General features: G+C 70.7%; 23 protein-coding genes and 1 pseudogene. 15 read left to right on the top strand and 9 right to left on the bottom strand.

What is annotated here, in order from left to right:
• Nucleotides 1-157: 157 nt before the first annotated feature.
• Both ADK57_RS51015 and ADK57_RS10735 read right to left on the bottom strand, forming a co-directional pair.
• Nucleotides 158-538 (bottom strand): annotated as a pseudogene (locus tag ADK57_RS51015) (ABC transporter transmembrane domain-containing protein); the annotation flags it as partial.
• 201 nt (nt 539-739) lie between these two features.
• Nucleotides 740-1,543: a VOC family protein gene (locus ADK57_RS10735; RefSeq protein WP_053749165.1), complete on the bottom strand. Its 804-nt coding sequence runs from the start codon at nt 1,541-1,543 to the stop codon at nt 740-742.
• 297 nt (nt 1,544-1,840) lie between these two features.
• On the opposite strand from ADK57_RS10735, the gene ADK57_RS10730 reads away from it, so the two are divergent.
• On the top strand, nt 1,841-2,692 hold the full coding sequence (locus ADK57_RS10730) for a sulfurtransferase (protein WP_053749164.1): 852 nt from the start codon (nt 1,841-1,843) through the stop codon (nt 2,690-2,692).
• A gap of 60 nt (nt 2,693-2,752) precedes the next feature.
• Here the strand turns inward: ADK57_RS10730 and sepH are convergent, their stop codons facing one another.
• The 3 genes from sepH to ADK57_RS10715 form a co-directional block, all read right to left on the bottom strand.
• Entirely contained in the window at nt 2,753-3,814 is a 1,062-nt protein-coding gene (sepH, locus tag ADK57_RS10725; RefSeq protein ID WP_053749163.1) for a septation protein SepH, read from the bottom strand.
• A 655-nt stretch (nt 3,815-4,469) separates the two neighbouring features.
• A complete protein-coding gene (locus tag ADK57_RS10720; RefSeq protein WP_053749162.1) occupies nt 4,470-5,789 on the bottom strand; it encodes a D-arabinono-1,4-lactone oxidase in 1,320 nt (439 codons plus the stop codon).
• Complete coding sequence (locus ADK57_RS10715; protein WP_053749161.1) at nt 5,749-6,987, bottom strand: MFS transporter; 1,239 nt, start codon at nt 6,985-6,987, stop codon at nt 5,749-5,751. Before ADK57_RS10715 ends, ADK57_RS10720 begins: the two co-directional genes overlap by 41 nt.
• Before the next feature lie 165 nt (nt 6,988-7,152).
• On the opposite strand from ADK57_RS10715, the gene ADK57_RS10710 reads away from it, so the two are divergent.
• Both ADK57_RS10710 and ADK57_RS10705 read left to right on the top strand, forming a co-directional pair.
• A complete protein-coding gene (locus ADK57_RS10710; protein ID WP_053749160.1) occupies nt 7,153-8,280 on the top strand; it encodes a ferrochelatase in 1,128 nt (375 codons plus the stop codon).
• An 8-nt stretch (nt 8,281-8,288) separates the two neighbouring features.
• Nucleotides 8,289-9,104 (top strand): inositol monophosphatase family protein, encoded by an 816-nt coding sequence (locus ADK57_RS10705; protein ID WP_053749159.1) that lies wholly within the window; start codon nt 8,289-8,291, stop codon nt 9,102-9,104.
• 143 nt (nt 9,105-9,247) lie between these two features.
• Here the strand turns inward: ADK57_RS10705 and ADK57_RS50420 are convergent, their stop codons facing one another.
• Entirely contained in the window at nt 9,248-9,421 is a 174-nt protein-coding gene (locus ADK57_RS50420) for a hypothetical protein (protein ID WP_199830532.1), read from the bottom strand.
• A 417-nt stretch (nt 9,422-9,838) separates the two neighbouring features.
• Between ADK57_RS50420 and ADK57_RS10700 the strand changes: the two genes are divergently transcribed.
• From ADK57_RS10700 to ADK57_RS10685, 4 genes are all read left to right on the top strand, one after another.
• Nucleotides 9,839-10,492 carry a response regulator transcription factor gene (locus tag ADK57_RS10700; protein ID WP_007385219.1) on the top strand — a complete coding sequence of 218 codons (654 nt, stop codon included), beginning with the start codon at nt 9,839-9,841 and terminating at the stop codon, nt 10,490-10,492.
• A gap of 6 nt (nt 10,493-10,498) precedes the next feature.
• Complete coding sequence (locus ADK57_RS10695) at nt 10,499-11,749, top strand: sensor histidine kinase (RefSeq protein WP_053749158.1); 1,251 nt, start codon at nt 10,499-10,501, stop codon at nt 11,747-11,749.
• A gap of 405 nt (nt 11,750-12,154) precedes the next feature.
• Nucleotides 12,155-12,451 (top strand): DUF4193 domain-containing protein, encoded by a 297-nt coding sequence (locus ADK57_RS10690; protein WP_005481602.1) that lies wholly within the window; start codon nt 12,155-12,157, stop codon nt 12,449-12,451.
• 13 nt (nt 12,452-12,464) lie between these two features.
• Entirely contained in the window at nt 12,465-13,397 is a 933-nt protein-coding gene (locus ADK57_RS10685; RefSeq protein WP_053749157.1) for a hypothetical protein, read from the top strand.
• Nucleotides 13,398-13,498: 101 nt separating this feature from the next.
• Here ADK57_RS10685 and ADK57_RS10680 read toward each other — a convergent pair whose 3' ends face one another.
• Nucleotides 13,499-13,960 (bottom strand): DUF3093 domain-containing protein, encoded by a 462-nt coding sequence (locus ADK57_RS10680; RefSeq protein ID WP_053749156.1) that lies wholly within the window; start codon nt 13,958-13,960, stop codon nt 13,499-13,501.
• Nucleotides 13,961-14,018: 58 nt separating this feature from the next.
• Between ADK57_RS10680 and ADK57_RS10675 the strand changes: the two genes are divergently transcribed.
• From ADK57_RS10675 to ADK57_RS10640, 8 genes are all read left to right on the top strand, one after another.
• Entirely contained in the window at nt 14,019-14,603 is a 585-nt protein-coding gene (locus ADK57_RS10675) for a PaaI family thioesterase (RefSeq protein ID WP_053749155.1), read from the top strand.
• Entirely contained in the window at nt 14,600-15,160 is a 561-nt protein-coding gene (gene dut, locus ADK57_RS10670) for a dUTP diphosphatase (protein ID WP_053749154.1), read from the top strand. The genes ADK57_RS10675 and dut overlap by 4 nt, the downstream gene beginning before the upstream one ends.
• Before the next feature lies 1 nt (nt 15,161).
• On the top strand, nt 15,162-15,935 hold the full coding sequence (locus ADK57_RS10665; protein WP_053749153.1) for a DUF3710 domain-containing protein: 774 nt from the start codon (nt 15,162-15,164) through the stop codon (nt 15,933-15,935).
• Between the two features lie 208 nt (nt 15,936-16,143).
• On the top strand, nt 16,144-16,836 hold the full coding sequence (locus tag ADK57_RS10660) for an ABC transporter ATP-binding protein (RefSeq protein WP_053749152.1): 693 nt from the start codon (nt 16,144-16,146) through the stop codon (nt 16,834-16,836).
• A gap of 123 nt (nt 16,837-16,959) precedes the next feature.
• Nucleotides 16,960-19,524, top strand: coding sequence for a sensor histidine kinase (locus tag ADK57_RS10655; RefSeq protein WP_053749151.1), 2,565 nt, complete (start codon nt 16,960-16,962; stop codon nt 19,522-19,524).
• Entirely contained in the window at nt 19,521-20,204 is a 684-nt protein-coding gene (locus ADK57_RS10650) for a response regulator (protein ID WP_053749150.1), read from the top strand. The genes ADK57_RS10655 and ADK57_RS10650 overlap by 4 nt, the downstream gene beginning before the upstream one ends.
• 45 nt (nt 20,205-20,249) lie before the next feature.
• Nucleotides 20,250-20,648: an OB-fold nucleic acid binding domain-containing protein gene (locus ADK57_RS10645; RefSeq protein ID WP_053749149.1), complete on the top strand. Its 399-nt coding sequence runs from the start codon at nt 20,250-20,252 to the stop codon at nt 20,646-20,648.
• A 3-nt stretch (nt 20,649-20,651) separates the two neighbouring features.
• On the top strand, nt 20,652-21,413 hold the full coding sequence (locus tag ADK57_RS10640; protein WP_053749148.1) for a DUF3159 domain-containing protein: 762 nt from the start codon (nt 20,652-20,654) through the stop codon (nt 21,411-21,413).
• 73 nt (nt 21,414-21,486) lie between these two features.
• Here ADK57_RS10640 and ADK57_RS10635 read toward each other — a convergent pair whose 3' ends face one another.
• Both ADK57_RS10635 and ADK57_RS10630 read right to left on the bottom strand, forming a co-directional pair.
• Nucleotides 21,487-22,164 (bottom strand): potassium channel family protein, encoded by a 678-nt coding sequence (locus ADK57_RS10635; protein ID WP_053749147.1) that lies wholly within the window; start codon nt 22,162-22,164, stop codon nt 21,487-21,489.
• Nucleotides 22,164-22,835, bottom strand: a complete 672-nt coding sequence (locus ADK57_RS10630) for a potassium channel family protein (RefSeq protein WP_053749146.1) — start codon at nt 22,833-22,835, stop codon at nt 22,164-22,166. Before ADK57_RS10630 ends, ADK57_RS10635 begins: the two co-directional genes overlap by 1 nt.
• Nucleotides 22,836-23,106 lie beyond the last annotated feature (271 nt).

Below are 23,106 nucleotides of genomic sequence, written 5' to 3'. Positions count from 1 at the left end.
TGAAGTTGGAGAGCAGCCGCGCCGCGCCCGCGAGCAGCGTCAGTACCCCGCGAAGTGAGGAACGTACCGACGTCGATGCTGCCGTGCAGGGTCGGCCAGCCGCCCAGGGCGAGGGCGCCGACCTGACCGGCCGCGGGCAGCGCGGAGCCTCGGCGTCCTCCTGCCCGAAGCCCTTGACCACGCGCACGCCGGTGACGGTCTCCTCGACGTGCTCGGCGATCGTGGCCGCCTGGGCCTGCGTGGCCCGGTTCGCGGGCACCAGGCGGACCCGGCTGCGGGCCGCGGTGAAGGCGAGCGCGGGCACCACGGTCAGGGTGACCAGAGTGACTAGGGCGAGCGGCGGGGACAGCCACAGCATGGCCACCACGGAGACGGCGAACTGGGCGCTGACCCCGATCGGGATGGGGAGCATGCCGAGCACGATCTGGATCTGCTGCAGGTTGCTGTTGGCCCGGGAGACGACCTGACCGGTGCGCAACTCGTCCCGTCCCACCCCGTCGTAGCGCTGCATCGCGGCGAACACCTCGGTACGCAATCCGTGTTGGACGCGAGTGCGAGTTCGCCGCCGAAGAAGCGGCGGGCGAACTCGGCGCCGACGCGGGCCGGCACGTTTCGCCGGCCGACGGCTCGGTGCGACTGCTGGGAAACGGGCTCGCCTGACGCCGGACGGCGTCTTCCCGCGAGTTGGGCGGCCGTGCCGGCGTCCGGCGCGAGTCCCGGCACGTCCGCAGCCCCCGTCTCAGCGCACCCCCTGGATCAGCGAGAACCACGCGCCTTCCGGATCCGCCACCGTCGCCACCCGCCCGTGTGCGCTGTCGCGGGGCGACATGAGTACATGGCCGCCCAGGTCCAGCACAAGCGCGACCGCGTCGTCCGTGTCGGCGGCCTCGAAGTACGTCATCCAGTGCGGCCCGCGGTCCCGCGGCAGGGTGCTTCCCACGCCGTGGATGCCGGCGACGGGGCGGTCGGCGATGTGCAGGGTGACGTAGTCGAAGTCGGCGGAGACCACCGGCTCCTCCTCGTAACCGAACACCGTCTCGTAGAACTTGGCGACGCTCGCGGACTCGAAGGTCAGCAGCTCGTGCCAGGTCGGTGTGCCGGGGACGCCGGCGATGGACGTGCCGAGGTGTGCCGCCGCCTGCCAGACGCCGAAGACCGCGCCCGCCGGGTCGGAAGCGATCACCAGCCGTCCGGCGTCTCCGGCGTCCAGCGGCCCCACCCCGACCGTGCCACCGCACAGCCGTACCGTCTCGGCCGTCAGATCCACGTCGTCCGAGGCGAGATAGGGCGTCCAGGCGATGGGAAGGTGGCGGTCGGGCGGCAACTGACCGATGCCGGCCACCTCGTGTCCGTCGAGCAGGGCCCGGACGTAGGGGCCCAGCTGCTGCGGGCCCGGCTGGAACTCCCAGCCGAACAGTGCACCGTAGAACTCCTGGGTCGCCGCCATCCCGTGCACCATCAGACTCACCCAGCAGGGCGTGCCGGGCACATGACGAGCGTGTGTCTCGCCGTTCGGGCCGGTCGACCCCCTTGCCTCGGTCATCGTCACTCTCTCCTCGGCCCCTCGCGGTGCCGTGTCGCTTCCGCTCTGACGGACCCCCGTGCCGATGCTCGCACCCGCCGTGGTGCCACGCGCTCCGGGCGCGCCGCCGTGCGCCGGCCCGTGACCGGAGAATGCCCGCCTCGCGGTCGCGCGTCCGCTTCCGCGGGATGACCGACGGGTGGCGATCGGCTGTACAGCATGTGCCCGATCCCGTACGCCTCGTGATCGGGCCTGTCCGGCCGAGCAGAGTAGCCGGACACGAACGATGCGGCCACCCCGTGCGCAAGGATGGTGGCCATGAACGCCATCATCTCCGCATCCGAACTCGCGAGCGACCTGGCGGCGGGCCACCCGCCGGTGCTGCTCGACGTCCGCTGGCAGCTGAGCGTGGCCAAGGCGGCCGGGGAACCCCTGTTCGACGGCCGTGCCGAGTACGCGGCCGGGCACATTCCGGGCGCCGTCTACGTCGACCTGGACCGGGAGCTCGCCTCCGCGCCCGGCGAGCGCGGGCGGCACCCGCTGCCCGACCTCGCGGAGTTCGGCGCCGCCATGCGGCGGGCGGGCGTCTCGCCGGGGACGCCGGTGGTCGTGTACGACGGGGGACAGGGCTGGGCGGCCGCCCGCGCCTGGTGGCTCCTGCGCTGGACGGGTCACCCGGACGTGCGTGTCCTCGACGGCGGGTTGCCGGCCTGGCAGGGCGCGCTGTCGGCGGACACGCCCGAGCCGGCCGCCGGGGACTTCCGGCCGGCGCCGGCTCCGACCGGCCTGCTCGACGCGGACGAGGCGGCGTCACTGGCGCGCTCCGGCGTACTGCTGGACGCACGGGCGGGGGAGCGCTACCGGGGTGACGCGGAGCCGATCGACCGGGTCGGCGGGCACATTCCGGGCGCCGTTTCCGCGCCCACGACGGACAACGTGACGGCGGACGGACGTTTCCTGCCCGCCGAGGAGTTGGCCGAACGCTTCAAGACCCTGGGCGCCACCGACGGCTCGGAGGTCGGCGTCTACTGCGGCTCCGGCGTCTCCGGCGCGCACCAGGTGCTGGCACTGGCGGTGGCGGGCATCCCGGCCGCGCTGTACGTCGGCTCCTGGTCGGAGTGGTCGTCGGACCCGTCGCGCCCCGTCGCCGTGGGCCCCGACCCCCGGTAGGCGTACGACGGGAGGGGCCCGCACCGACTGGCGCGGGCCCCTCCCGATGTCGTACGTCGACTACTCCTGCTTCTTCCGCCGCGTCCCGAACACGATCTCGTCCCAGCTCGGGACCGCCGCCCGGCGTCCGGGGCGGACGCCGTCCGCCTCGGCCTGGCGGTCGGTGGAGCCGATGAGACGGTCGCGGTGGCTGCCGACGGACCGGGGCATGAGGACGTCCGCGTAGGCGGAACCGGCCGAGGCCGCGGGAGCCGGGGGCTCCTCGGTCTCGGGCTCCGGGGCGGGTTCCTCCTCCGCCTCGGGGGTCTCCGACGGCCGCTCCGGGACCACCAGGTCGCCCCGGAAGCTCGGCACCGCCTCCAACAGGCTGGTCAGCGAGTCCCGCTCGCTCGCACTCGCAGTCGCGCTCGTGCCTTCCTCGGCGGGCTCGGGCGGCGGCGCCGGCAGGCTCGGCCGCTCCCGGTCGAGGGCACGGTCCAGCGGACGGTCGCGCGGCAGCCGTGCGATGCGCGGTACGAAGGGAAAGCTGGGCTCCGGCGAGGCGGCGAGGTCTTCGGACTCGCCGATCAGCGAGCGCGCCTCCTCGTCGACCGCCTGGACGAGCCGTCGGGGCGGGTCGTACGTCCAGCTCGCCGAGTGCGGTTCGCTCGCGACCCGGTAGACCAGCAGGACTTCCCAGGTGCCGTCGTCGCGGCGCCACGAGTCCCACTGGACGGTGTCCTTCTCGGCGCCGCGCAGGGTCAGCCGCTCCTGGACGGCCTCGCCCAACTGTGGGCCCGCGTTCTCGCCGGGGCGGCGGACCGGAGTCTTCCGGGCCCGCTCGGCCATGAACGCGCGCTCCGCCAGCACGGGACCCTCGAAGCGCCGCACGCGGTCGACGGGGATACCGGCCATCTGTGCGACCTCTTCCGCGGTCGCACCGGCGCGTATACGTGCCTGGATGTCGCGGGGGCGGAGATGGCTCTCCACCTCGATCTCGATCTGGCCAAGGCGGGGACGGTCGCCGCGGACGGCGGCGCGCAGACGCTCGTCAATCGGAAGCGTGTACTCCGTGCTGTCCGCAGCCTTCAGCACCAGCCGTGTGCCGTCATTCGAGACGGCCACGACACGCAGTTCGGGCATGGGGACCTCCCGGGTGGTGCCTGCCGACGTCACGTGCGTCGCTGCTTCCGCTAGTCGAGTGTGGCCTGCCCGGGTGCAGCCTGCCACAACCTTGCCGAGTTGCCCGGCGTGTCGGGCGCGGGCCCTGGACCGCCGTTATGGCACGGTTACCTATTCGCAACGCTAAGTGACCAACTCCGTCACCCTGTGCAACTAGCCCCCTCCAGGCGGTCCTTGAAGGCCACGGACGCCCAGGAGGGAGACCTGACCCAGGGCTCGCAACAGTACTCCATTCGGGCCACGTGCGTGGATTGGCGCGCCGCCCAACTTCTGGCAAGGGGTGGAACTCGGCTGCGGTGGCGCGGATTTCCGGATCTTGAGCGTGGCCTGCTTCACGCAATCACCAGAAACGGAACTATTGGTTTCGTTCGTATGTCCCTTTCTCGTGCAGTTGGTTGACCGGTTCGGGAAAGGTCGGCAAGGTCCCGGTGTGCGTGAAAGGTCCGGCACGGACGCGGAGTCGGAGGGGACGGGAAAAAGCTGAACTTGAGCCAACTTCTTCAAGCGCCGTCCGTTCCCGGCGAGTTCGCCGAGGGCGCGGTCTACCGCGCGCGGGTCGGGAGCCGGAAACGGCCGAGGGGCTGGCGGGCCTCGTCCTTCGCCCCCAGCCCCTCGACTACGCCCCCAACACCCTCCGCAAGTAGTCGTTCTGGAACCGACGCTCAGGATCAAGCCGGTCCCGCAGCGCGGTGAACTCTCCGAAGCGGGGATAGACCCCCGCGAAGTACTCGGCGTCGCGCGTGTGCACCTTGCCCCAGTGCGGGCGGCCCTCGTGCGCGGTCAGGATCCGTTCCGCGGCGGTGAAGTACGCCTGGTACGGCGTCCCCTTGACCATGTGGACGGCGATGTACGCAGTGTCGCGGCCCGATGCCGTGGAGAGCGTGATGTCGTCGGCCGGCGCGGTGCGCACCTCGACCGGGAAGCTGACCCGCAGGCCCGAGCGGTCCACCATCGTCTTCAGCTCGCGCAGCGCCTCGGTCGCGGCCGCGCGCGGGACGGCGTACTCCATCTCCACGAAACGCACCCGGCGCGGCGAGGTGAAGACCTTGTAGGGAATGTCGGTGTAGGTCCGCGCGGACAGGGCCTTGCTGGAGATCTGCGCGATCGACGGGATCGTGGCGGGCACCGCGCGGCCGACCCACTGGGCGGCCTGGAAGACGCCGTTGGAGAGGAACTCGTCCTCGAACCAGCCGGCGAGCTGCCCCACCGGTTTCTCCGGGCCCGCGCTGCGGTTGTTGCGCTTGGTGTTGGTGCTGCCGGTGTGCGGGAACCAGTAGAACTCGAAGTGCTCGTTCTCGGCCCACAGTTGGTCGAACTCGGCGACGACCCGGTCGAAGGGCATCGGCTCCTCGCGGGCCGTGAGCAGGAAGATCGGCTCCACGGCGAAGGTGATCGCGGTGACGATGCCGAGGGCGCCCAGCCCTATTCGGGCGGCCGCGAAGACCTCGGGGTCCTCCTTCTCGGAACAGGCGAGCACCGACCCGTCCGCGGTGACCAGCTCCAGGGCCCTGATCTGCGCGGCGATCGAGGCCGACTCGCGGCCGGTGCCGTGGGTGCCGGTGCTGGTGGCCCCGGAGACCGTCTGCTCCATGATGTCGCCCATGTTGGTGAGCGACAGGCCCTCGCGGGCCAGGGCCATGTTGAGCCTCTTGAGCGGGGTGCCGGCCTCGACCGTGACCGTCATGGCGTCCCGGTCAATGGTGCGGATGCCGGTCAACAGTTGAGGGCGGATCAACACACCGTCGGTGGCGGCGATCGCCGTGAAGGAGTGCCCGGTGCCGACGGCCTTCACCTTCAGCCCGTCCTCGGCAGCCTTCCGTACGGCATCCGCCAGCTCGTCGACCGAGGCGGGAGTGACCTCCCGCGCGGGACGGGCGGCGACGTTGCCGCCCCAGTTACGCCACGTGCCGTTCTTCCCGCTCGCTGTGCTGCTCAACGGTGCCTCCCCGATGCGGAACCGGCCTGCTGAGCCGGCGGAACCCGAGGAAACCGACCGCGACCGCGACGGCCCCGGACACCGCCGGAACCCCGTACCCGGTCCGCGCACCGGCGGCGTCGATCACCCAGCCGGCCACCGAGGAGCCGAGCGCGACCCCGACCGCGAGCCCGGTGCTCACCCAGGTCATGCCCTCGGTCAGTTGCGCGCGTGGTACGTGCTGTTCGATCAGGGACATCGTCGTGATCATCGTGGGAGCGATGGACAGGCCCGCAACGAACAGCGCCACGGCCAGAAACGGCAAGTTTCCGACCAGTAGGAGGGGGATCATACTCACGGCCATCGCGCATATGCCCAGCAACCAGCGAGGTTCGGCGGCCCCCTTGAAGCGCATCAGCCCGAACACGAGCCCCGCGACGCAGGAGCCCGCCGCGTACAGCGCGAGGATGAGGCTCGCCGCACCCTTGTGGCCCTGCTCCTCGGCGAAGGCCACGGTGACGACGTCGACCGCCCCGAAGATCGCGCCGGTCGCCACGAAGGTGGCCACCAGGACCTGGAGGCCGGGGGCGTGCATGGCCGTGCCGCCGCCTTGGTGCGCGCGCGGGTGCGGTGCGGGTTCGGTGGCGCGCTGTGCGGTCAGCCAGAAGACGCCGACCGCCAGGAAGCAGGCGGCGAGCAGCGGCCCCGCCTCCGGGAACCAGATCGTGGACAGACCGATGGAGATGATCGGCCCGAAGATGAAGCAGACCTCGTCGATCACCGACTCGAAGGAGTACGCGGTGTGCAGCTGCGGGGTGTCCCGGTACAGAGCCGCCCAGCGCGCGCGGATCATCGCGCCGATGCTCGGCACACAGCCGATGCCGGCGCTGAACACGTACAGAGTCCAGTCCGGCCACTCGTAGTGCGCCGCGAACAGCAGCCCCGCCGCCGCGACGAGCGAGATCAGCGTCGCCGGACGCAGCACCCGCCGCTGCCCGTACTGGTCCACCAGCCGCGACACCTGTGGACCCGCCACCGCGGCGGCGAGCGCGATGGTGGCCGACAGCGCGCCGGCCAGCCCGTACCGTCCGGTCAGCTGCGAGACCATCGTGACCACGCCGATGCCCATCATCGACAGCGGCATGCGGCCGAGGAAGCCCGCGGCGGAGAAGCCCTTGGAGCCGGGGGCGGCGAACAGGGCGCGGTAGGGGCTGGGCACGGGGTCTCCGGTCGGACAGAGGACGGGACGGCTCAGTAAGGCGCGAATGCCGCAGATACAGCTTACGAGTTAGGTGACCCTAACGCACCTGGGGCGGCCGGACGGAAAACCCTGCACGTCACCCGCCGTTTCCCGGCTGTCAGAGACGGGTGGCAGGATCTACTCATGCCAGACGCGCTCGATGCCACCCCCTACGACGCCCTGCTCCTGCTCTCGTTCGGCGGCCCCGAGGGACCCGATGACGTGGTCCCGTTCCTGGAGAACGTGACGCGGGGACGCGGTATCCCCAAGGAACGCCTCAAGGAAGTCGGTCAGCACTACTTCCTGTTCGGCGGGGTCAGCCCGATCAACGGCCAGAACCGCGCCCTCCTGGACGCCCTCCGCAAGGACTTCGCGGACCACGGCCTGGACCTGCCGGTCTACTGGGGCAACCGCAACTGGGCGCCCTACCTGACCGACACCCTGCGCGAGATGGTCGCCGACGGCCGCCGCCGCATCCTGGTCCTAGCCACCAGCGCCTACGCCTCCTACTCGGGCTGCCGCCAGTACCGCGAGAACCTCGCCGACGCGCTGGCCGCCCTGGAGGCCGAGGGCCTGGAGCTGCCGAAGATCGACAAGCTGCGGCACTACTTCAACCACCCGGGCTTCCTGGAGCCCATGATCGACGGCGTGCTCCAGTCCCTCGCCGACCTCCCCGAGGACGTCCGGGACGGCGCCCACATCGCCTTCTCGACCCACTCGATCCCGATCGCCTCCGCCGACACCTCCGGCCCGGTCGAGGAGCACGGCGACGGCGGCGCCTACGTCAGGCAGCACCTGGACGTCGCGCAGCTGATCGCCGACGCCGTCCGCGAGCGCACCGGCGTCGACCACCCCTGGCAGCTCGTCTACCAGTCCCGCTCCGGCGCCCCGCACATCCCGTGGCTGGAGCCCGACATCTGCGACCACCTGGAGGAGCGGCACGCGGCCGGGGCCCCGGCGGTCGTCATGGCGCCCATCGGCTTCGTCTCCGACCACATGGAGGTCCTGTACGACCTCGACACGGAGGCGAAGGCCAAGGGCGAGGAGCTGGGCCTGCCGGTCCGCCGCTCGGCCACCGTCGGCGCCGACCCGCGGTTCGCCGCCGCGATCCGCGACCTCGTCCTGGAGCGGGCCGCCGTCGAGCATGGGCAGAAGGTCACGCCGTGCGCCCTGGGCGCCCAGGGCGCCGATCACAACCTCTGCCCGGTGGGCTGCTGCCCGGCCCGTGCCCCCCGCCCCGCCGCCGCGGGCGCCGACAGCCCCTACGCGTGAGGAGCGCTGTGACCGACCCCCTGCACGCGGAACTGCTGAGGCTGGCCCAGGAGGCCGCCGGCCGCGCCGGTGTGCTGCTGCGGGACGGCCGTCCGGCCGACCTGGCGGTCGCCGCCACCAAGTCCAGCCCCATCGACGTGGTCACCGAGATGGACATCGCGGCGGAGAAGCTGATCACGGACCTGATCTCCGAGCACCGCCCGGACGACGGCTTCCTCGGCGAGGAAGGCGCCTCCACCGAGGGCACCAGCGGCGTCCGCTGGGTGATCGACCCGCTCGACGGCACGGTCAACTATCTGTACGGACTGCCCACTTGGGCCGTCTCCATCGCCGCCGAGCAGGACGGCGAGACCGTCGTCGGGGTCGTCGCGGCGCCGATGCGCGGCGAGACGTACCACTCGGTACGCGGCGGCGGATCCTGGGCGACCGGCGCCTGGGACGGCGAACGCAGGCTCGCCTGCCGCCCCGCGCCGCCCCTGGAGCAGGCCCTGGTCTCGACGGGCTTCAACTACGTCACCGACGTCCGCGTCCACCAGGCCGAGGTCGCCCGCAAACTCATCCCGCTGTTGCGTGACATCCGCCGCGGCGGCTCGGCCGCAGTCGACCTGTGCGACCTGGCCGCCGGCCGCCTCGACGGCTACTACGAACGCGGCCTCCACCCCTGGGACCTCGCCGCAGGCGACCTGATCGCCCGGGAAGCGGGCGTCCTGACCGGTGGACGCCCCGGAGAGCGCCCCGCACACGCCCTGACGGTCGCGGCCACCCCGGGCGTCTTCGAGCCCCTCCAGCGCCTCCTGGAGGACTTCGGCGCCTGGCACGACTGAAGGGCTCGTTCGCCGACGGGGCGCCTCGGCCGGTGTCGGGCCAGTGGGTCTTGGCGGGCCCTGGCTGCCGGGCGAACCGGCAAACAGCGGGACCCCCGGCGCTGGATTCGCCAGGGGTCCCGTTGTCATGCGTTATGAGCTGATCAGACGCGCGACGCGCCGACCTCCACACCGTGTTCGGCGGCGAGGCGGCGCAGGTCGTCGAGTTCGGCCTGTTCCACCTCGACGAGGAAGTCGTCGCCCTCGTCGCGAGCCCGCGTCAGGTCGGACTCGGTCGCCCTTATGCGCTGCCGAAGTCCTGTGGTGAATGCGTCCATGCTGCGCCCCCTCGTCCTGGGTCGTGGGTCGATGGCACGGGGGTGTGCCGTTCGGAAGGGGCGATCACGTCTCCAGTAGGTGCCCAGCGCTGCCCGGTGCTGGGCGGCGACGGTGCCGGACACCCACGCCCACTCTGCGGAAAGCGGATCGCGGCGTGCCGCATGGTGGTGCGGCACATGCAGAGCGTGATCGCGGGGTGTAAAGCCGTCCTCCCCCCGCTCTCTTCCACGGAAACCTCAACCCGTCGAGAAAATCTCGCATTCCCCGGCCTCATACCTGTCCTTCAGCCCGTGCTCACCCGCCTTACAGCCGACTTATGACCGAAAAGGGCAGGATGGAGGCCAACACACTCACCAACCCCCCTGCCCGCGGGCCCCAGAAGCGCTACGCGGGTGGACACAGGAAGGACAAGCGACGTGCGCGTACTCGTCGTCGAGGACGAGCAGCTGCTCGCCGATGCGGTGGCCACCGGACTGCGCCGGGAGGCCATGGCCGTCGACGTCGTGTACGACGGTGCGGCCGCCCTGGAACGCATCGGCGTGAACGACTACGACGTGGTCGTCCTCGACCGTGACCTCCCTCTCGTGCACGGCGACGACGTCTGCCGCAAGATCGTCGAACTCGGCATGCCCACCCGCGTGCTGATGCTCACGGCATCCGGCGACGTCAGCGACCGTGTCGAAGGCCTGGAGATCGGCGCCGACGACTATCTGCCCAAGCCCTTCGCGTTCAGCGAGCTGACGGCACGCGTGCGTGCCCTCGGCCGGCGCACCAGCGTGCCCCTGCCGCCCGTCCTGGAGCGCGCCGGGATCAAGCTCGACCCGAACCGCCGCGAGGTCTTCCGCGACGGCAAGGAAGTCCAGCTGGCGCCCAAGGAGTTCGCCGTCCTGGAGGTGCTGATGCGCAGCGAGGGCGCGGTCGTCTCGGCCGAGCAGCTCCTGGAGAAGGCGTGGGACGAGAACACCGACCCGTTCACCAACGTCGTGCGGGTGACCGTCATGACCCTGCGCCGCAAGCTCGGTGAGCCGCCCGTCATCGTGACCGTCCCCGGCTCCGGCTACCGGATCTGATCGGCCGTGGCCGCGTCCCCGGCGCCGCCCCAGGCGCCCCCGAAGCCCACCTGGGACCCCCGAAGGCCGGAGCCGCCCTTCCCGTGGCTGCGCCCGACCATCCGGATAAGGCTCACGCTGCTGTACGGCGGCATGTTCCTGATCGCCGGCATCCTGCTGCTGTCGATCATCTATCTGCTCGCCGCGCAGGCGCTGAACACGGGCAACGAGCCGCTGTTCAAGATCGCGGACGGCGACGCGATCAAGGTCACCAGCGACAACTGCCCGGCCGTCAACAACGCCAGCAACCTGACGCTCCCCGAGTTCAACTCCGCCATCAGTGCCTGCATCGACCACCAGCGCCAGGTCGCCCTGGACAACCTGCTCAGCCGCTCCCTGCTGGCCCTGCTCGGTCTCGCCGTGATCGCCTTCGCGTTCGGCTATGCCATGGCAGGCCGCGTGCTGTCGCCGCTCGGCCGGATCACCCGCACCGCGCGCGCGGTGGCGGGCTCGGACCTGTCCCGCCGTATCGAGCTGGACGGCCCGGACGACGAGCTCAAGGAGCTGGCCGACACGTTCGACGAGATGCTGGAGCGGCTGCAGCGGGCGTTCACGGCGCAGCAGCGCTTCGTCGGCAACGCCTCGCACGAGCTGAGAACGCCCCTCGCGATCAACCGCACGCTCCTCGAGGTGCACCTGTCCGACCCGAACGCCCCGATGGAGCTGCAGCAGCTCGGCAAGACGCTGTTGGCCACCAACGAGCGCAGTGAGCAGCTCGTCGAGGGGCTGCTGCTGCTCGCCCGCAGCGACAACCAGATCGTCGAGCGCAAGCCGGTCGACCTCGCCGAGGTGGCCGAGCAGGCGGTCGACCAGGTGCACGGCGAGGCGCAGGCCAAGGGAGTGGTGATCCGCGGCGAGCAGAAGCCCGCGGTCGTCCAGGGCAACGGCGTGCTGCTGGAGCGGATCGCCCTGAACCTCGTGCAGAACGCCGTGCGGTACAACGTGCCCGAGGGCGGCTGGGTCGAGGTGACGACGGAGGTCCAGCACGGCCAGGCGGTGCTCGTGGTGTCCAACACGGGCCCGGTGGTGCCGGCGTACGAGATCGACAACCTCTTCGAGCCGTTCCGGAGGCTGCGTACCGAGCGCACGGGCAGCGACAAGGGCGTCGGACTCGGTCTGTCCATCGTCCGGTCCGTGGCCCGGGCGCACGGCGGCCACATCTCGGCTCAGCCGCGTGAGGGAGGTGGGCTCGTGATGCGGGTGACCCTTCCCGTCTGAGATCATGGCCCCCGCACACGATCCAACACACAGGGATGTTCGCTTTGCGCGGAATTTCCAGGCCGCCTTCCGGACAACCCGGTGTGTGATCGATCACAAGGACGAATTTCCGGCCATCTACTCTCAGTGATCATGCACCCTGTCGTAAAGCCGGGAAAATCCGGGTTTTCGGGGGTCCTGATCACGGGAAGTACACGGTGAGACGCCTTTGAAGTGCGGGATTCGGACCGTGTACGGTCCCGATCGCCATCCAACCCGATCACTCATGAGGAGTCCGGTTGGGTGTCGATTGAGTAACAGACCTTGATGTGAGGCAAAATCTCCGCCTCGGGTCGGGCACAAGTCCGGCCTCTCACGCGTTACGTGCGCTGGAGACACTGCAGACACCCAGAGGGGGAGAGCGACATGGCAACCGACTACGACACCCCACGCAAGACCGACGACGACGTCGACTCGGACAGCCTTGAAGAACTGAAGGCCCGACGGAACGACAAGTCGACCTCCGCAGTGGATGTCGACGAATTCGAAGCCGCAGAGGGTCTCGAACTGCCCGGCGCAGACCTCTCGAACGAGGAGCTGGCCGTCCGGGTGCTGCCCAAGCAGCAGGACGAGTTCACCTGCATGAGCTGCTTCCTGGTGCACCACCGCAGCCAGCTGGCCCGAGAGAAGAACGGTCAGCCGATCTGCCGCGACTGCGACTGAGGGCGGGTCGGCCGTGACTGGCTCGACCCCTCCCCGGAAGCGCCGCTCCCACCGACCGGGAGCGGACCAGGAGCCGTCCGAAGGGCGGCTCGGCGCGCGTGACGACGAGCGGGGCTCATCCGACAAGGGATCGGCCTCGCTCGAACCGGTGGCCGGCCGGGCCGACCCGCCGGCACCGGCCGAGACCCCCGCGCCCGTCGCCAGGCGACGGGCCGTGGTGATCCGGGACAAGGCCCGGGAAGGCGTCCGCAAGGGCGGTAGCCGGGCCAGGGCGGGTCTGGCGTACCTCGCCGACCGGATCATCGACAACGCCCCGCGGATCCCCGTACGGGACCTCGCGGCGCTTCGCAGGCAGTTCCCCGGGCTGGGGCCCGAGGAGCTCGCGGACAAGCTCGTGGCCGGCGCCGCGGGCGCCACCGCGACGGTCGGAGCGGGTATCGGGGCGGTGGCCATGCTGCCCGTGCCGCCCGCCATGCCGACGGAACTGGCCGCCGAGATCACCGGCGTCGCAGCGATCGAGCTCAAACTGATCGCCGAACTCTACGAGGTCTACGGCGTACGGCCGCCGGGCAATCTCAAGCAGCGCAGCACCACGTATCTCGACTCCTGGTCGGGAGAGCGCGGCATCGATGTCACCAAGCCGTCCACGGTGGGCACGGCGCTCAACAGCCGTATGAAGCAACAGATGCGGCAGCAGATCATGAAGCGCATGGTGCGCAACCTGCCGAACCTGATGCCGTTCCTGGTCGGCGCGACTGTCGGGGCGGTCATGAACCGCCGGGACACGAGAAGACTTGCGGAGCGGATCCGGAAGGATCTCCGGAAGATCCAGGTGCCTTGGGACGCGCTTGCCGAACTGCCCCCGCTGGAGCACCCCGAGAATCCGCTCAAAATCGGGGACATTTCGAAGGGGATCGGGCGCGGAGGCAAAGAAATCAGGCCCTGACGAAATTTTTGCGCGGCGGTGAAAAAGATTTTGGCCCGCCTCGGAGAAGCCCCGCCACGGGACTCCGAGTGAAGCCCCGCCCGGGTGTTCTACGCCGGCCTCTAGGCCGCCGCGCGCGCCGACTTCAGTGCCTCCGCCAGCCGCTCGGGCTCACGCGTCGACAGGTACAGGTACGGCGTCGGGTCGGCCGGGTCCGTGACGTCCACACGCAGCGCGGTGGGGATGTAGGCGCGCAGCAGCAGGAACGCGCGGGTGTCGGCCTTGTACGTGCGCCAGGCGCGCGCCTCCTCCGGGTCCAGGACCTCCGCCTCGCCCAGGGCCGTCACCGGGATCTTCGCCTCGCCCGCGATCAGGAAGCCGCCCACGACGCGGATTCGCGGCGAGCCGTACGAGCTGGCCACGACCGCCGCCACGGCCGTCCCGCCGACCAGGCCGCCGAGCAGCGGCAGCGTGCCGAAGGGCAGCAGGATCAACGCCATCGAGACCCCGACCAGGAAGGAGATCAGCCACCAGGAGCGGGGTGCGGTGAGGCGTTCTTCGTACGGGGTGGCGGAGAGCTGCATGAGGCCAAGCTTGGCACGGTGTCGGGAACCGGCCGACGCGCGGGTAAGGTCTGCGGCTGTGAGTGGTACTTCCGCAGCTCTTAAGCCTCCCGCCGACGCGGTGAAACCCGTGCGGCACCCGGACGCTCCCGCGCCCGGTGAGCTCCTCGGGGCGCACTACGAACAGTGCTTCGGCTGTGGCGACGAGCAGCCGCACGGGCTGCACCTCCAGGCGCGGGCCGGCGAGGGTGTCACCATCTCGGCCGAGTTCACCGTGCAGTCCGCCCATCAGGGCGCTCCGGGCCTCGCGCACGGTGGCGTGCTCGCCTCCGCCCTCGACGAGACCCTCGGCTCGCTGAACTGGCTGCTGCGGACGATCGCGGTGACCGGGCGGCTGGAGACGGACTTCGTACGGCCCGTGCCCGTCGGTACGACACTGCACCTGGCGGCCGAGGTGACTGCGGTGGCGGGGCGGAAGATCTACTCGACCGCCACCGGACGCATCGGCGGCCCCGACGGGCCGGTCGCCGTCCGCGCCGACGCCCTCTTCATCGAGGTGAAGGTCGACCACTTCGTCGAGAACGGCCGCCAGGAGGAGATCCAGGCCGCCATGAACGACCCGGACCAGGTCCGGCGTGCCCGTGCCTTCGAGGTGAACCCGTGAGCCGTGACCCCGTGAACGTGCTGATCCGCCGCGTCGACCCCGACGTGCCGCTTCCGGCGTACGCACATGCCGGTGACGCGGGAGCCGATCTGCGCACCACCGAGAGCCGCGAACTGAAGCCGGGAGAACGGGCCGTGCTGCCCACGGGGGTGTCTGTGGCGCTCCCGGAGGGGTACGCGGCCTTCGTGCACCCCCGATCCGGCCTCGCCGCCCGCTGCGGTGTCGCTCTCGTGAATGCCCCGGGGACGGTTGATGCCGGGTACCGTGGGGAGATCAAGGTGATCGTGGTGAATCTCGACCCGCGCGAGTCCGTGCGGTTCGAGCGCTTCGACCGGATTGCCCAACTGGTCGTCCAGCAGGTCGAGAGGGTCCGCTTCCAGGAGGTCGCGGAACTTCCCGACTCGGCTAGGGCCGAGGGGGGCTTCGGGTCCACCGGCGGCCATGCGGCTGTGGGTGGCTCGAGCAGCACAAACAGCACAAGCGGTCAGGCCGCCGACGGCGGCGCTACGGGTGGGAATCGATACGCTTCGGTCGTATCCGACCGGGAAGGACAGTGACGTGTTCGGACGTCGCAAGAAGAAGGGTGCCGCCGAGGACGCGGCCGGCGAGCCCGAGCAGGTCGTCGACGGTGTCGACACTGAGGCGGACGACAAGGTCGAGGACGAGGGCGGGCGCCCCCGCGTGAGGCTGGAGCCGGAGCCGCGGCCCGACGGGCCCTGGGACGACTCCGAGGTGCGTGACCCGGCCGAGGGCCGCGTGGACCTGGGCGGTCTGTTCGTGCCCGGCGTCGACGGCATGGAGCTGCGGGTCGAGGTCGCGGGCGACGCGATCGTCGCGGCGACCGTCGTCCTGCGGGACAGCGCCATCCAGTTGCAGGCCTTCGCCGCTCCCAAGCGCGAGGGCATCTGGGGCGAGGTGCGCGAGGAGATCGGGTCGGGCATCACCCAGCAGGGCGGCATCGTCGACGAGGTCGAGGGTCCGCTGGGCTGGGAGCTGCGTGCACAGGTGCCGGTGCAGCTGCCGGACGGCACGGGCGGCTTCCAGGTGGTGCGGTTCGTGGGTGTGGACGGCCCGCGCTGGTTCCTGCGCGGTGTCATCTCGGGCCAGGGCGCGGTACAGCCGCAGGCCGCGGGCCTGCTGGAGCAGATCTTCCGGGACACGGTCGTGGTCCGCGGTGAGGGCCCGATGGCGCCTCGCGACCCGATCGTCCTGAAGCTGCCGAACGACGCGCAGATGGTGCCCGAGAACGTCCAGCAGGACGACGGCACCTCGCGCTTCTCCGGCGGCATGGGCCAGTTGCAGCGCGGACCGGAGATCACCGAGGTCCGCTAGACAGACGCGACAAGGGCCGCACCCCGCCCAGGGGGTGCGGCCCTTGTCGTACGCGGACCGCACAGGGATGTCGCTCGACCGCCCGGCCGGCGGCAACAGCCTCTTCGTGGCCCGGGAAACGCTCACCCACGGGGACAGTCCGAGCTGAACCGTTGAACTGCCGGGCGCCGGTTGGTGATACTGGCGCCCGGTCCACGGGGGAGGATGCATGACTCAGGTGGTCACCGAGACCATGGTGCGCGTCGAGAACGTCCGTAAGTCGTACGGCGACTCGGCCGCCGCAGTCCACGCCCTGCGCGGGGTCTCCTTCGAGGTGCCGCGCGGCGAACTCGTCGCCCTCAAGGGGCGTTCGGGGTCCGGGAAGACCACGCTCCTCAACATCGTCGGCGGGCTCGACGTACCCGACGAGGGACAGGTCACGGTCGACGGGCTCGACCTCGCGGAGCTGGGCGAGGACGGGCTGCTCGCGCTGCGCCGGGACCGTATCGGGTTCGTCTTCCAGTCCTTCGGGCTCATCCCGATCCTCACGGCCGCGGAGAACGTCGGTGTGCCGATGCGGTTGCGCCGGGCGGACCCGCGCGAGCGGGAGGAGCGTGTCGAGCTGCTGCTGTCCCTGGTCGGACTCGCCGACCACGCGCAGCAGCGGCCCGGCGAGCTGTCCGGCGGCCAGCAGCAGCGGGTCGCCATCGCCCGCGCCCTTGCCAACAGCCCCTCGCTCCTCGTCGCCGACGAGCCGACCGGCCAGCTGGACGCGGAGACCGGTCACGCCGTGATGGAGCTGCTGCGTGCCGTCGTACGCAGTGAGCAGGTCACCGCGCTCGTCGCCACGCACGACGCGAACCTGCTGGACCTGGCCGACCGGGTTCTGGAGCTGAGCGACGGGGAGATCGTCGAGAGGTGACGCCTCCGGGCGTCAGGGTTGCGTCAAAGACGGTCCGCGGACGGCAGCCGACCCCTTTTGTCGCGATTATTGGCCGTAAGGTCGACGCTGCGTAGGCAGCAGTGACCGGAAGACAATGAGGCCATGGGACGCGGCAAGCTTCGGATCCACCTCGGTGCGGCACCGGGCGTCGGCAAGACGTACGCGATGCTGTCCGAGGCGCACCGGCGGGTCGAGCGCGGCACCGACTGCGTGGTGGCCTTCGTGGAGTGTCACGGGCGGCCGCGCACCGAGGTGATGCTGCACGGCCTGGAGCAGATCCCGCGCCGGGAGCTGGAGTACCGAGGCGGGGTCTTCACCGAAATGGACGTCGATGCCGTGCTCCGGCGGGCCCCCGCCGTCGCTCTGGTGGACGAACTCGCCCACTCCAACATCCCCGGCTCGCGCAACGCCAAGCGGTGGCAGGACGTGGAGGAACTCCTGGCGGCCGGGATCGACGTGGTCTCGACGGTCAACATCCAGCATCTGGAGTCGCTGGGGGACGTGGTCGAGTCGATCACGGGGGTGCGGCAGCGGGAGACGGTGCCGGACGAGGTGGTGCGGCGGGCCGACCAGATCGAGCTGGTCGACATGTCGCCACAGGCACTGCGCCGCCGGATGGCGCACGGCAACATCTACCAGCCCGACAAGGTGGACGCGGCGCTCTCGAACTACTTCCGGCCCGGCAACCTGACCGCGCTGCGGGAACTGGCGCTGCTGTGGGTGGCGGACCAGGTCGACGCGCATCTGAAGCAGTACCGCAGCGATCACCGGGTGTCGAAGATCTGGGGGTCGCGGGAGCGGATCGTGGTCGGGCTGACGGGTGGCCCGGAGGGGCGGACGCTGATCCGCCGTGCGGCACGGCTGGCGGAGAAGGGCGCCGGGGGCGAGGTGCTGGCGGTCTACATAGCCCGCAGTGACGGGCTGACCTCGGCCTCCCCGAAGGAACTGGCCGTCCAGCGGACCCTGGTCGAGGACTTGGGCGGCACTTTCCACCACGTGGTCGGCGACGACATACCGGTCGCGTTGCTGGACTTCGCGCGCGGGGTGAACGCCACCCAGATCGTCCTCGGCTCCTCGCGCCGCAAGACCTGGCAGTACGTCTTCGGACCCGGCGTCGGTACGACCGTGGCCCGGGAGTCGGGGCCCGACCTCGACGTGCACATCGTCACCCACGAGGAGGTCGCCAAGGGGCGCGGCCTGCCGGTCGCCCGGGGCGCACGGCTCGGCCGGGCCCGGATCATCTGGGGCTGGCTGGTCGGCGTGGCCGGCCCGGTGATCATGGCCGTCCTGCTCAACACCGTCCACCTCGGCCTCGCCAACGACATGCTGCTGTTCCTGACGGTCGTGGTGGCGGCGGCCCTGCTCGGCGGGCTGCTGCCCGCGCTGGCCTCGGCTGCGGTGGGCTCCCTGCTGCTGAACTACTTCTACACACCGCCCGTGCACCACTGGACCATCGCCGACCCCAAGAACATCGTCGCCATCACGATCTTCGTGGGCGTCGGAGTGTCGGTGGCCTCCGTGGTCGACCTCGCCGCCCGCCGCACCCATCAGGCGGCCCGGCTGCGCGCCGAGTCGGAGATCCTGTCCTTCCTCGCGGGCAACGTACTGCGCGGCGAGACCGGTCTGGAGGAGCTCCTGGAGCGGGTCCGCGAGACCTTCGGCATGGAGTCGGCGGCCCTGCTGGAGCGGGAGAGCGACGTCGACCCGTGGACCTGCGCGGGCCGGGTCGGCCTCGGGCGGCCCGTGGAGCGGCCGGAGGACGCCGATGTCGACATGCCGGTGGGGGACCACATGGCGCTCGCGCTGACCGGCCGCGTCCTGCCCGCCGAGGACCAGCGGGTGCTGGCCGCCTTCGCCGCCCAGGCCGCGGTGGTGCTGGACCGGCGGCGCCTCCAGGAGGAGGCCGACCAGGCCCGCGCGCTGGCCGAGGGAAACCGGATCCGCACCGCGCTGCTGGCCGCCGTGAGTCATGACCTCCGTACGCCACTGGCCGGGATCAAGGCGGCCGTCTCGTCGCTGCGGTCCGACGACGTGGCGTGGTCCGAGGAGGACCAGGCTGAGCTGTTGGAAGGCATCGAGGACGGCGCCGACCGGCTCGACCACCTGGTGGGCAATCTGCTCGACATGTCACGGCTGCAGACCGGCACGGTCACCCCGTTGATCCGGGAGATCGACCTCGACGAGGTGGTGCCGATGGCGCTCGGCGGAGTGCCCGAAGGCACCGCCGACCTGGACATTCCGGAGACGCTGCCCATGGTCGCCGTGGACCCCGGGCTGCTGGAGCGGTCGGTGGCCAACCTGGTGGAGAACGCCGTGAAGTACAGCCCGGCGGGCAAGGCCGTCCTGGTGTCCGCCAGCGCGATCGCGGACCGGGTGGAGGTGCGGGTGGTCGACCGGGGTCCTGGCGTCCCCGACGAGGCCAAGGAGCGCATTTTCGAGCCCTTCCAGCGCTACGGCGATGCCCCGCGCGGGGCCGGGGTGGGACTCGGCCTGGCGGTCGCGCGCGGCTTCGCCGAGACGATGGGCGGCACCCTCAACGCCGAGGACACGCCCGGGGGCGGCCTCACCATGGTCCTCACGCTCCGGGCGGCAGGATCGAGCCCCGAGCGGCTGCTTCACCCCGAGGAGCTTCTTCACCCCTTACGACCCGAGAGGCAGGTCACATGACCCGGGTGCTGGTGATCGACGACGAGCCGCAGATCGTGCGTGCCCTCGTGATCAACCTCAGGGCGCGCAAGTACGAGGTCGACGCGGCGCACGACGGCGCCACAGCCCTCGAACTCGCCGCCGCCCGCCACCCGGACGTGGTGGTCCTCGACCTGGGCCTGCCCGACATGGACGGCGTCGAGGTGATCAAGGGCCTGCGCGGCTGGACCCGCGTGCCGATCCTCGTGCTGTCCGCCCGGCACTCCTCCGACGAGAAGGTCGAGGTGCTGGACGCCGGCGCCGACGACTACGTCACCAAGCCCTTCGGCATGGACGAGCTGCTCGCCCGGCTGCGCGCCGCCGTCCGCCGCGCCGAACCCACCGGGGGCGGCGAGGACGAGGCGCTGGTCGAGACCGACGAGTTCACCGTCGACCTGGCCGCGAAGAAGGTCCGGCGGCACGGGAAGGACGTACGGCTGACACCCACGGAGTGGCATCTGCTGGAGGTGCTGGTGCGCAACACCGGCCGCCTGGTCAGCCAGAAACAGCTGCTCCAGGAGGTGTGGGGGCCGTCGTACGGGACGGAGACGAACTACCTGCGGGTCTACATGGCGCAGCTCAGGCGCAAGCTGGAGGCGGATCCTTCGCATCCCAAGCACTTCATCACGGAACCCGGCATGGGGTACCGGTTCGAGCGCTAGCACCGGGGGTACGTAGCTGTCGGTGGGCCCCGGTACGCTTCAGATATGAGTGCTGTTCCTCGTTCCGAGAAGCCGGTGGGCCGGTTCCGGCGCATGCTCGACCGGCTCTCCTCGTCGCAGGAGGACCTGGAGTCCGAGGAGCTGCGGGAGGACACCGCGACCGCCGGCTGCACGCGCATCGGTGACTGCCACGACCGCCAGGTCGTCACCGTTACTGGTACCTTGCGCACGGTCACCCTGCGCCCGCGCGCGGGAGTCCCGGCCCTGGAGGCCGAGCTGTTCGACGGCTCCGCCGCGCTGGACGTGGTGTGGCTCGGCAGGCGCTCCATCGTGGGGATAGAACCGGGCCGCAAGCTGATCGCATCGGGCCGGGTCTCGATGAGCCGGGGCCGCCGGGTGCTGTTCAACCCGAAATACGAACTCAGACCCCTCGGACGGGAGTAGCCGGTGACGTCGCTCGACAAGCCGACACAAGACACCGAAGTCACTGAGCAGCCGGACGCCCGGGCGGTGACCGAGGCCGCGCTCTTCGAAGCTTTCGGCGGCGTGCGGGGCATGGTCGAGACCGTCGTGCCCGGCCTCCTGTTCGTCACGATCTACACGATCAACAAGGACCTGCACCTGTCGGCGATCGCCGCCCTCGGTGTGTCCCTGCTGCTGGTCGTGGTCCGGCTGGCGATGCGGGACACCGTCAAGCACGCCTTCAGCGGTGTCTTCGGCGTGGCCTTCGGTGTCGTCTTCGCGATGATGACCGGCAACGCCAAGGACTTCTATCTCCCCGGCATGCTCTACACGCTGGGCCTGGGGTTCGCCTACATCATCACGACCCTCTGCGGCGTCCCGCTGATCGGCCTGATCCTCGGCCCGGTCTTCAAGGAGAACCTCTCCTGGCGCACCCGCAACCCGGGCCGCAAGAAGGCGTACGCCAAGGCCAGCTGGGCCTGGGGCCTGATCCTGCTCGCCAAGTGCGCGATCCTGTTCCCGCTGTACTGGTGGGCCGACACGACCCAGCTGGGCTGGGTCCTGATCGCCCTCAAGATCCCGCCGTTCCTGCTGGCCGTCTACCTGACGTGGGTGTTCCTGGCGAAGGCACCGGCTCCCATCGACGTCTTCGCCGAGATGGAGGCGCAGGAGCGCGCGGAGCAGGAACGCACGGCGGCCTCCGCGCAGGACCACGACGAGTCGACAGCGGGCCGGCACCGCCGGTAGGCGTAGCCCGTACGACGAGGAAGGGCGCCCCGAGTGTTCGGGGCGCCCTTCCTCGTCGTTACCCCCGGAGGGATCAGCTCACCGTGTCGTCCCGGCGCACCGACAGCAGGTCCTCCAGCTGTTCCTCGCGGGCCGGGGCGGCCACGAAGAGGAGCTCGTCGCCCGCCTCCAGGGAGTCCTCCTGGGACGGGGTGAGCACACGGGTGCCGCGGATGATCGTCACCAGGGACGTGTCCTGCGGCCACTCGACGTCGCCGACCTGGGTGCCGGCCAGGGCCGACTCCTCCGGCAGGGTCAACTCGACCAGGTTGGCGTCGCCGTGGCTGAAGCGGAGCAGCCGGACCAGGTCACCTACGCTCACCGCCTCCTCGACCAGCGCCGACATCAGGCGCGGGGTGGAGACGGCGACGTCCACGCCCCAGGACTCGTTGAACAGCCACTCGTTCTTCGGGTTGTTCACCCGGGCGACGACGCGCGGAACGCCGTACTCCGTCTTCGCCAGCAGGGAGACGACCAGGTTGACCTTGTCGTCGCCGGTCGCGGCGATCACGACGTTGCAGCGCTGGAGCGCCGCCTCGTCCAGGGACGTGATCTCGCAGGCGTCGGCCAGCAGCCACTCCGCCTGGGGGACACGCTCGACCGAGATGGCGGTCGGCGCCTTGTCGACGAGAAGGACCTCGTGACCGTTCTCCAGCAGCTCGCCCGCGATCGAGCGGCCGACCGCGCCGGCACCGGCAATGGCGACCCTCATCAGTGACCGCCCTCCTCTTCGGGACCCTTGGCGAACGCCGCCTCGACCTTGTCGACCTCGTCGGTGCGCATCATCACGTGCACCAGGTCGCCCTCCTGCAACACCGTCTGCGAGGTGGGCAGGATCGCCTCGCCGAGCCGGGTCAGGAACGCCACGCGCACGCCGGTCTCCTCCTGGAGACGGCTGATCCGCTGGCCCACCCAGGACGTGGCGGTGTGCACCTCGGCGAGCTGGACGCCGCCGGTGGGGTCGCGCCACAGCGGCTCGGCACCCGAGGGCAGCAGGCGGCGCAGCATCTGGTCGGCCGTCCAGCGGACGGTCGCCACGGTCGGGATGCCCAGGCGCTGGTACACCTCGGCACGCCGCGGGTCGTAGATACGGGCCGCGACGTTCTCGATGCCGAACATCTCGCGGGCGACGCGCGCGGCGATGATGTTCGAGTTGTCCCCGCTCGAGACCGCGGCGAAGGCGCCGGCCTCCTCGATGCCCGCCTCGCGCAGGGTGTCCTGGTCGAAGCCGACGCCGGTGACACGACGGCCGCCGAACCCGGAGCCCAGTCGCCGGAAGGCGGTGGGGTCCTGGTCGATCACGGCGACCGTGTGCCCCTGCTGCTCCAGGGTCTGGGCGAGGGCCGAACCCACTCGCCCGCAGCCCATGATGACGATGTGCACTTAAGCCCTACCCCGCAGTCCTGGTCATCCCGATGACCTGCGAAAACACCCTGATCACTCTTCTCTCTCAGTCTGCCGGGCCACAAGGGGCAACAGCATCCGGCGTTGCCCGAACACGAGCTTATGCCGCAACTCCGTCCATGCCCTCATCCGTGTACGGGCGAGGGCTTGGCTCAGCGTGCGTTGAAGTATTTGGCTTCGGGGTGGTGGATGACGATGGCGTCGGTGGACTGTTCGGGGTGGAGCTGGAATTCCTCGGAGAGGTGGACGC

The organism is Streptomyces sp. MMG1533 (genome assembly GCF_001279775.1).
GTDB lineage: Bacteria > Actinomycetota > Actinomycetes > Streptomycetales > Streptomycetaceae > Streptomyces.
Note: the sequence above shows the minus strand (reverse complement) of the source record. Positions and strands in the feature narration are given on the sequence as shown.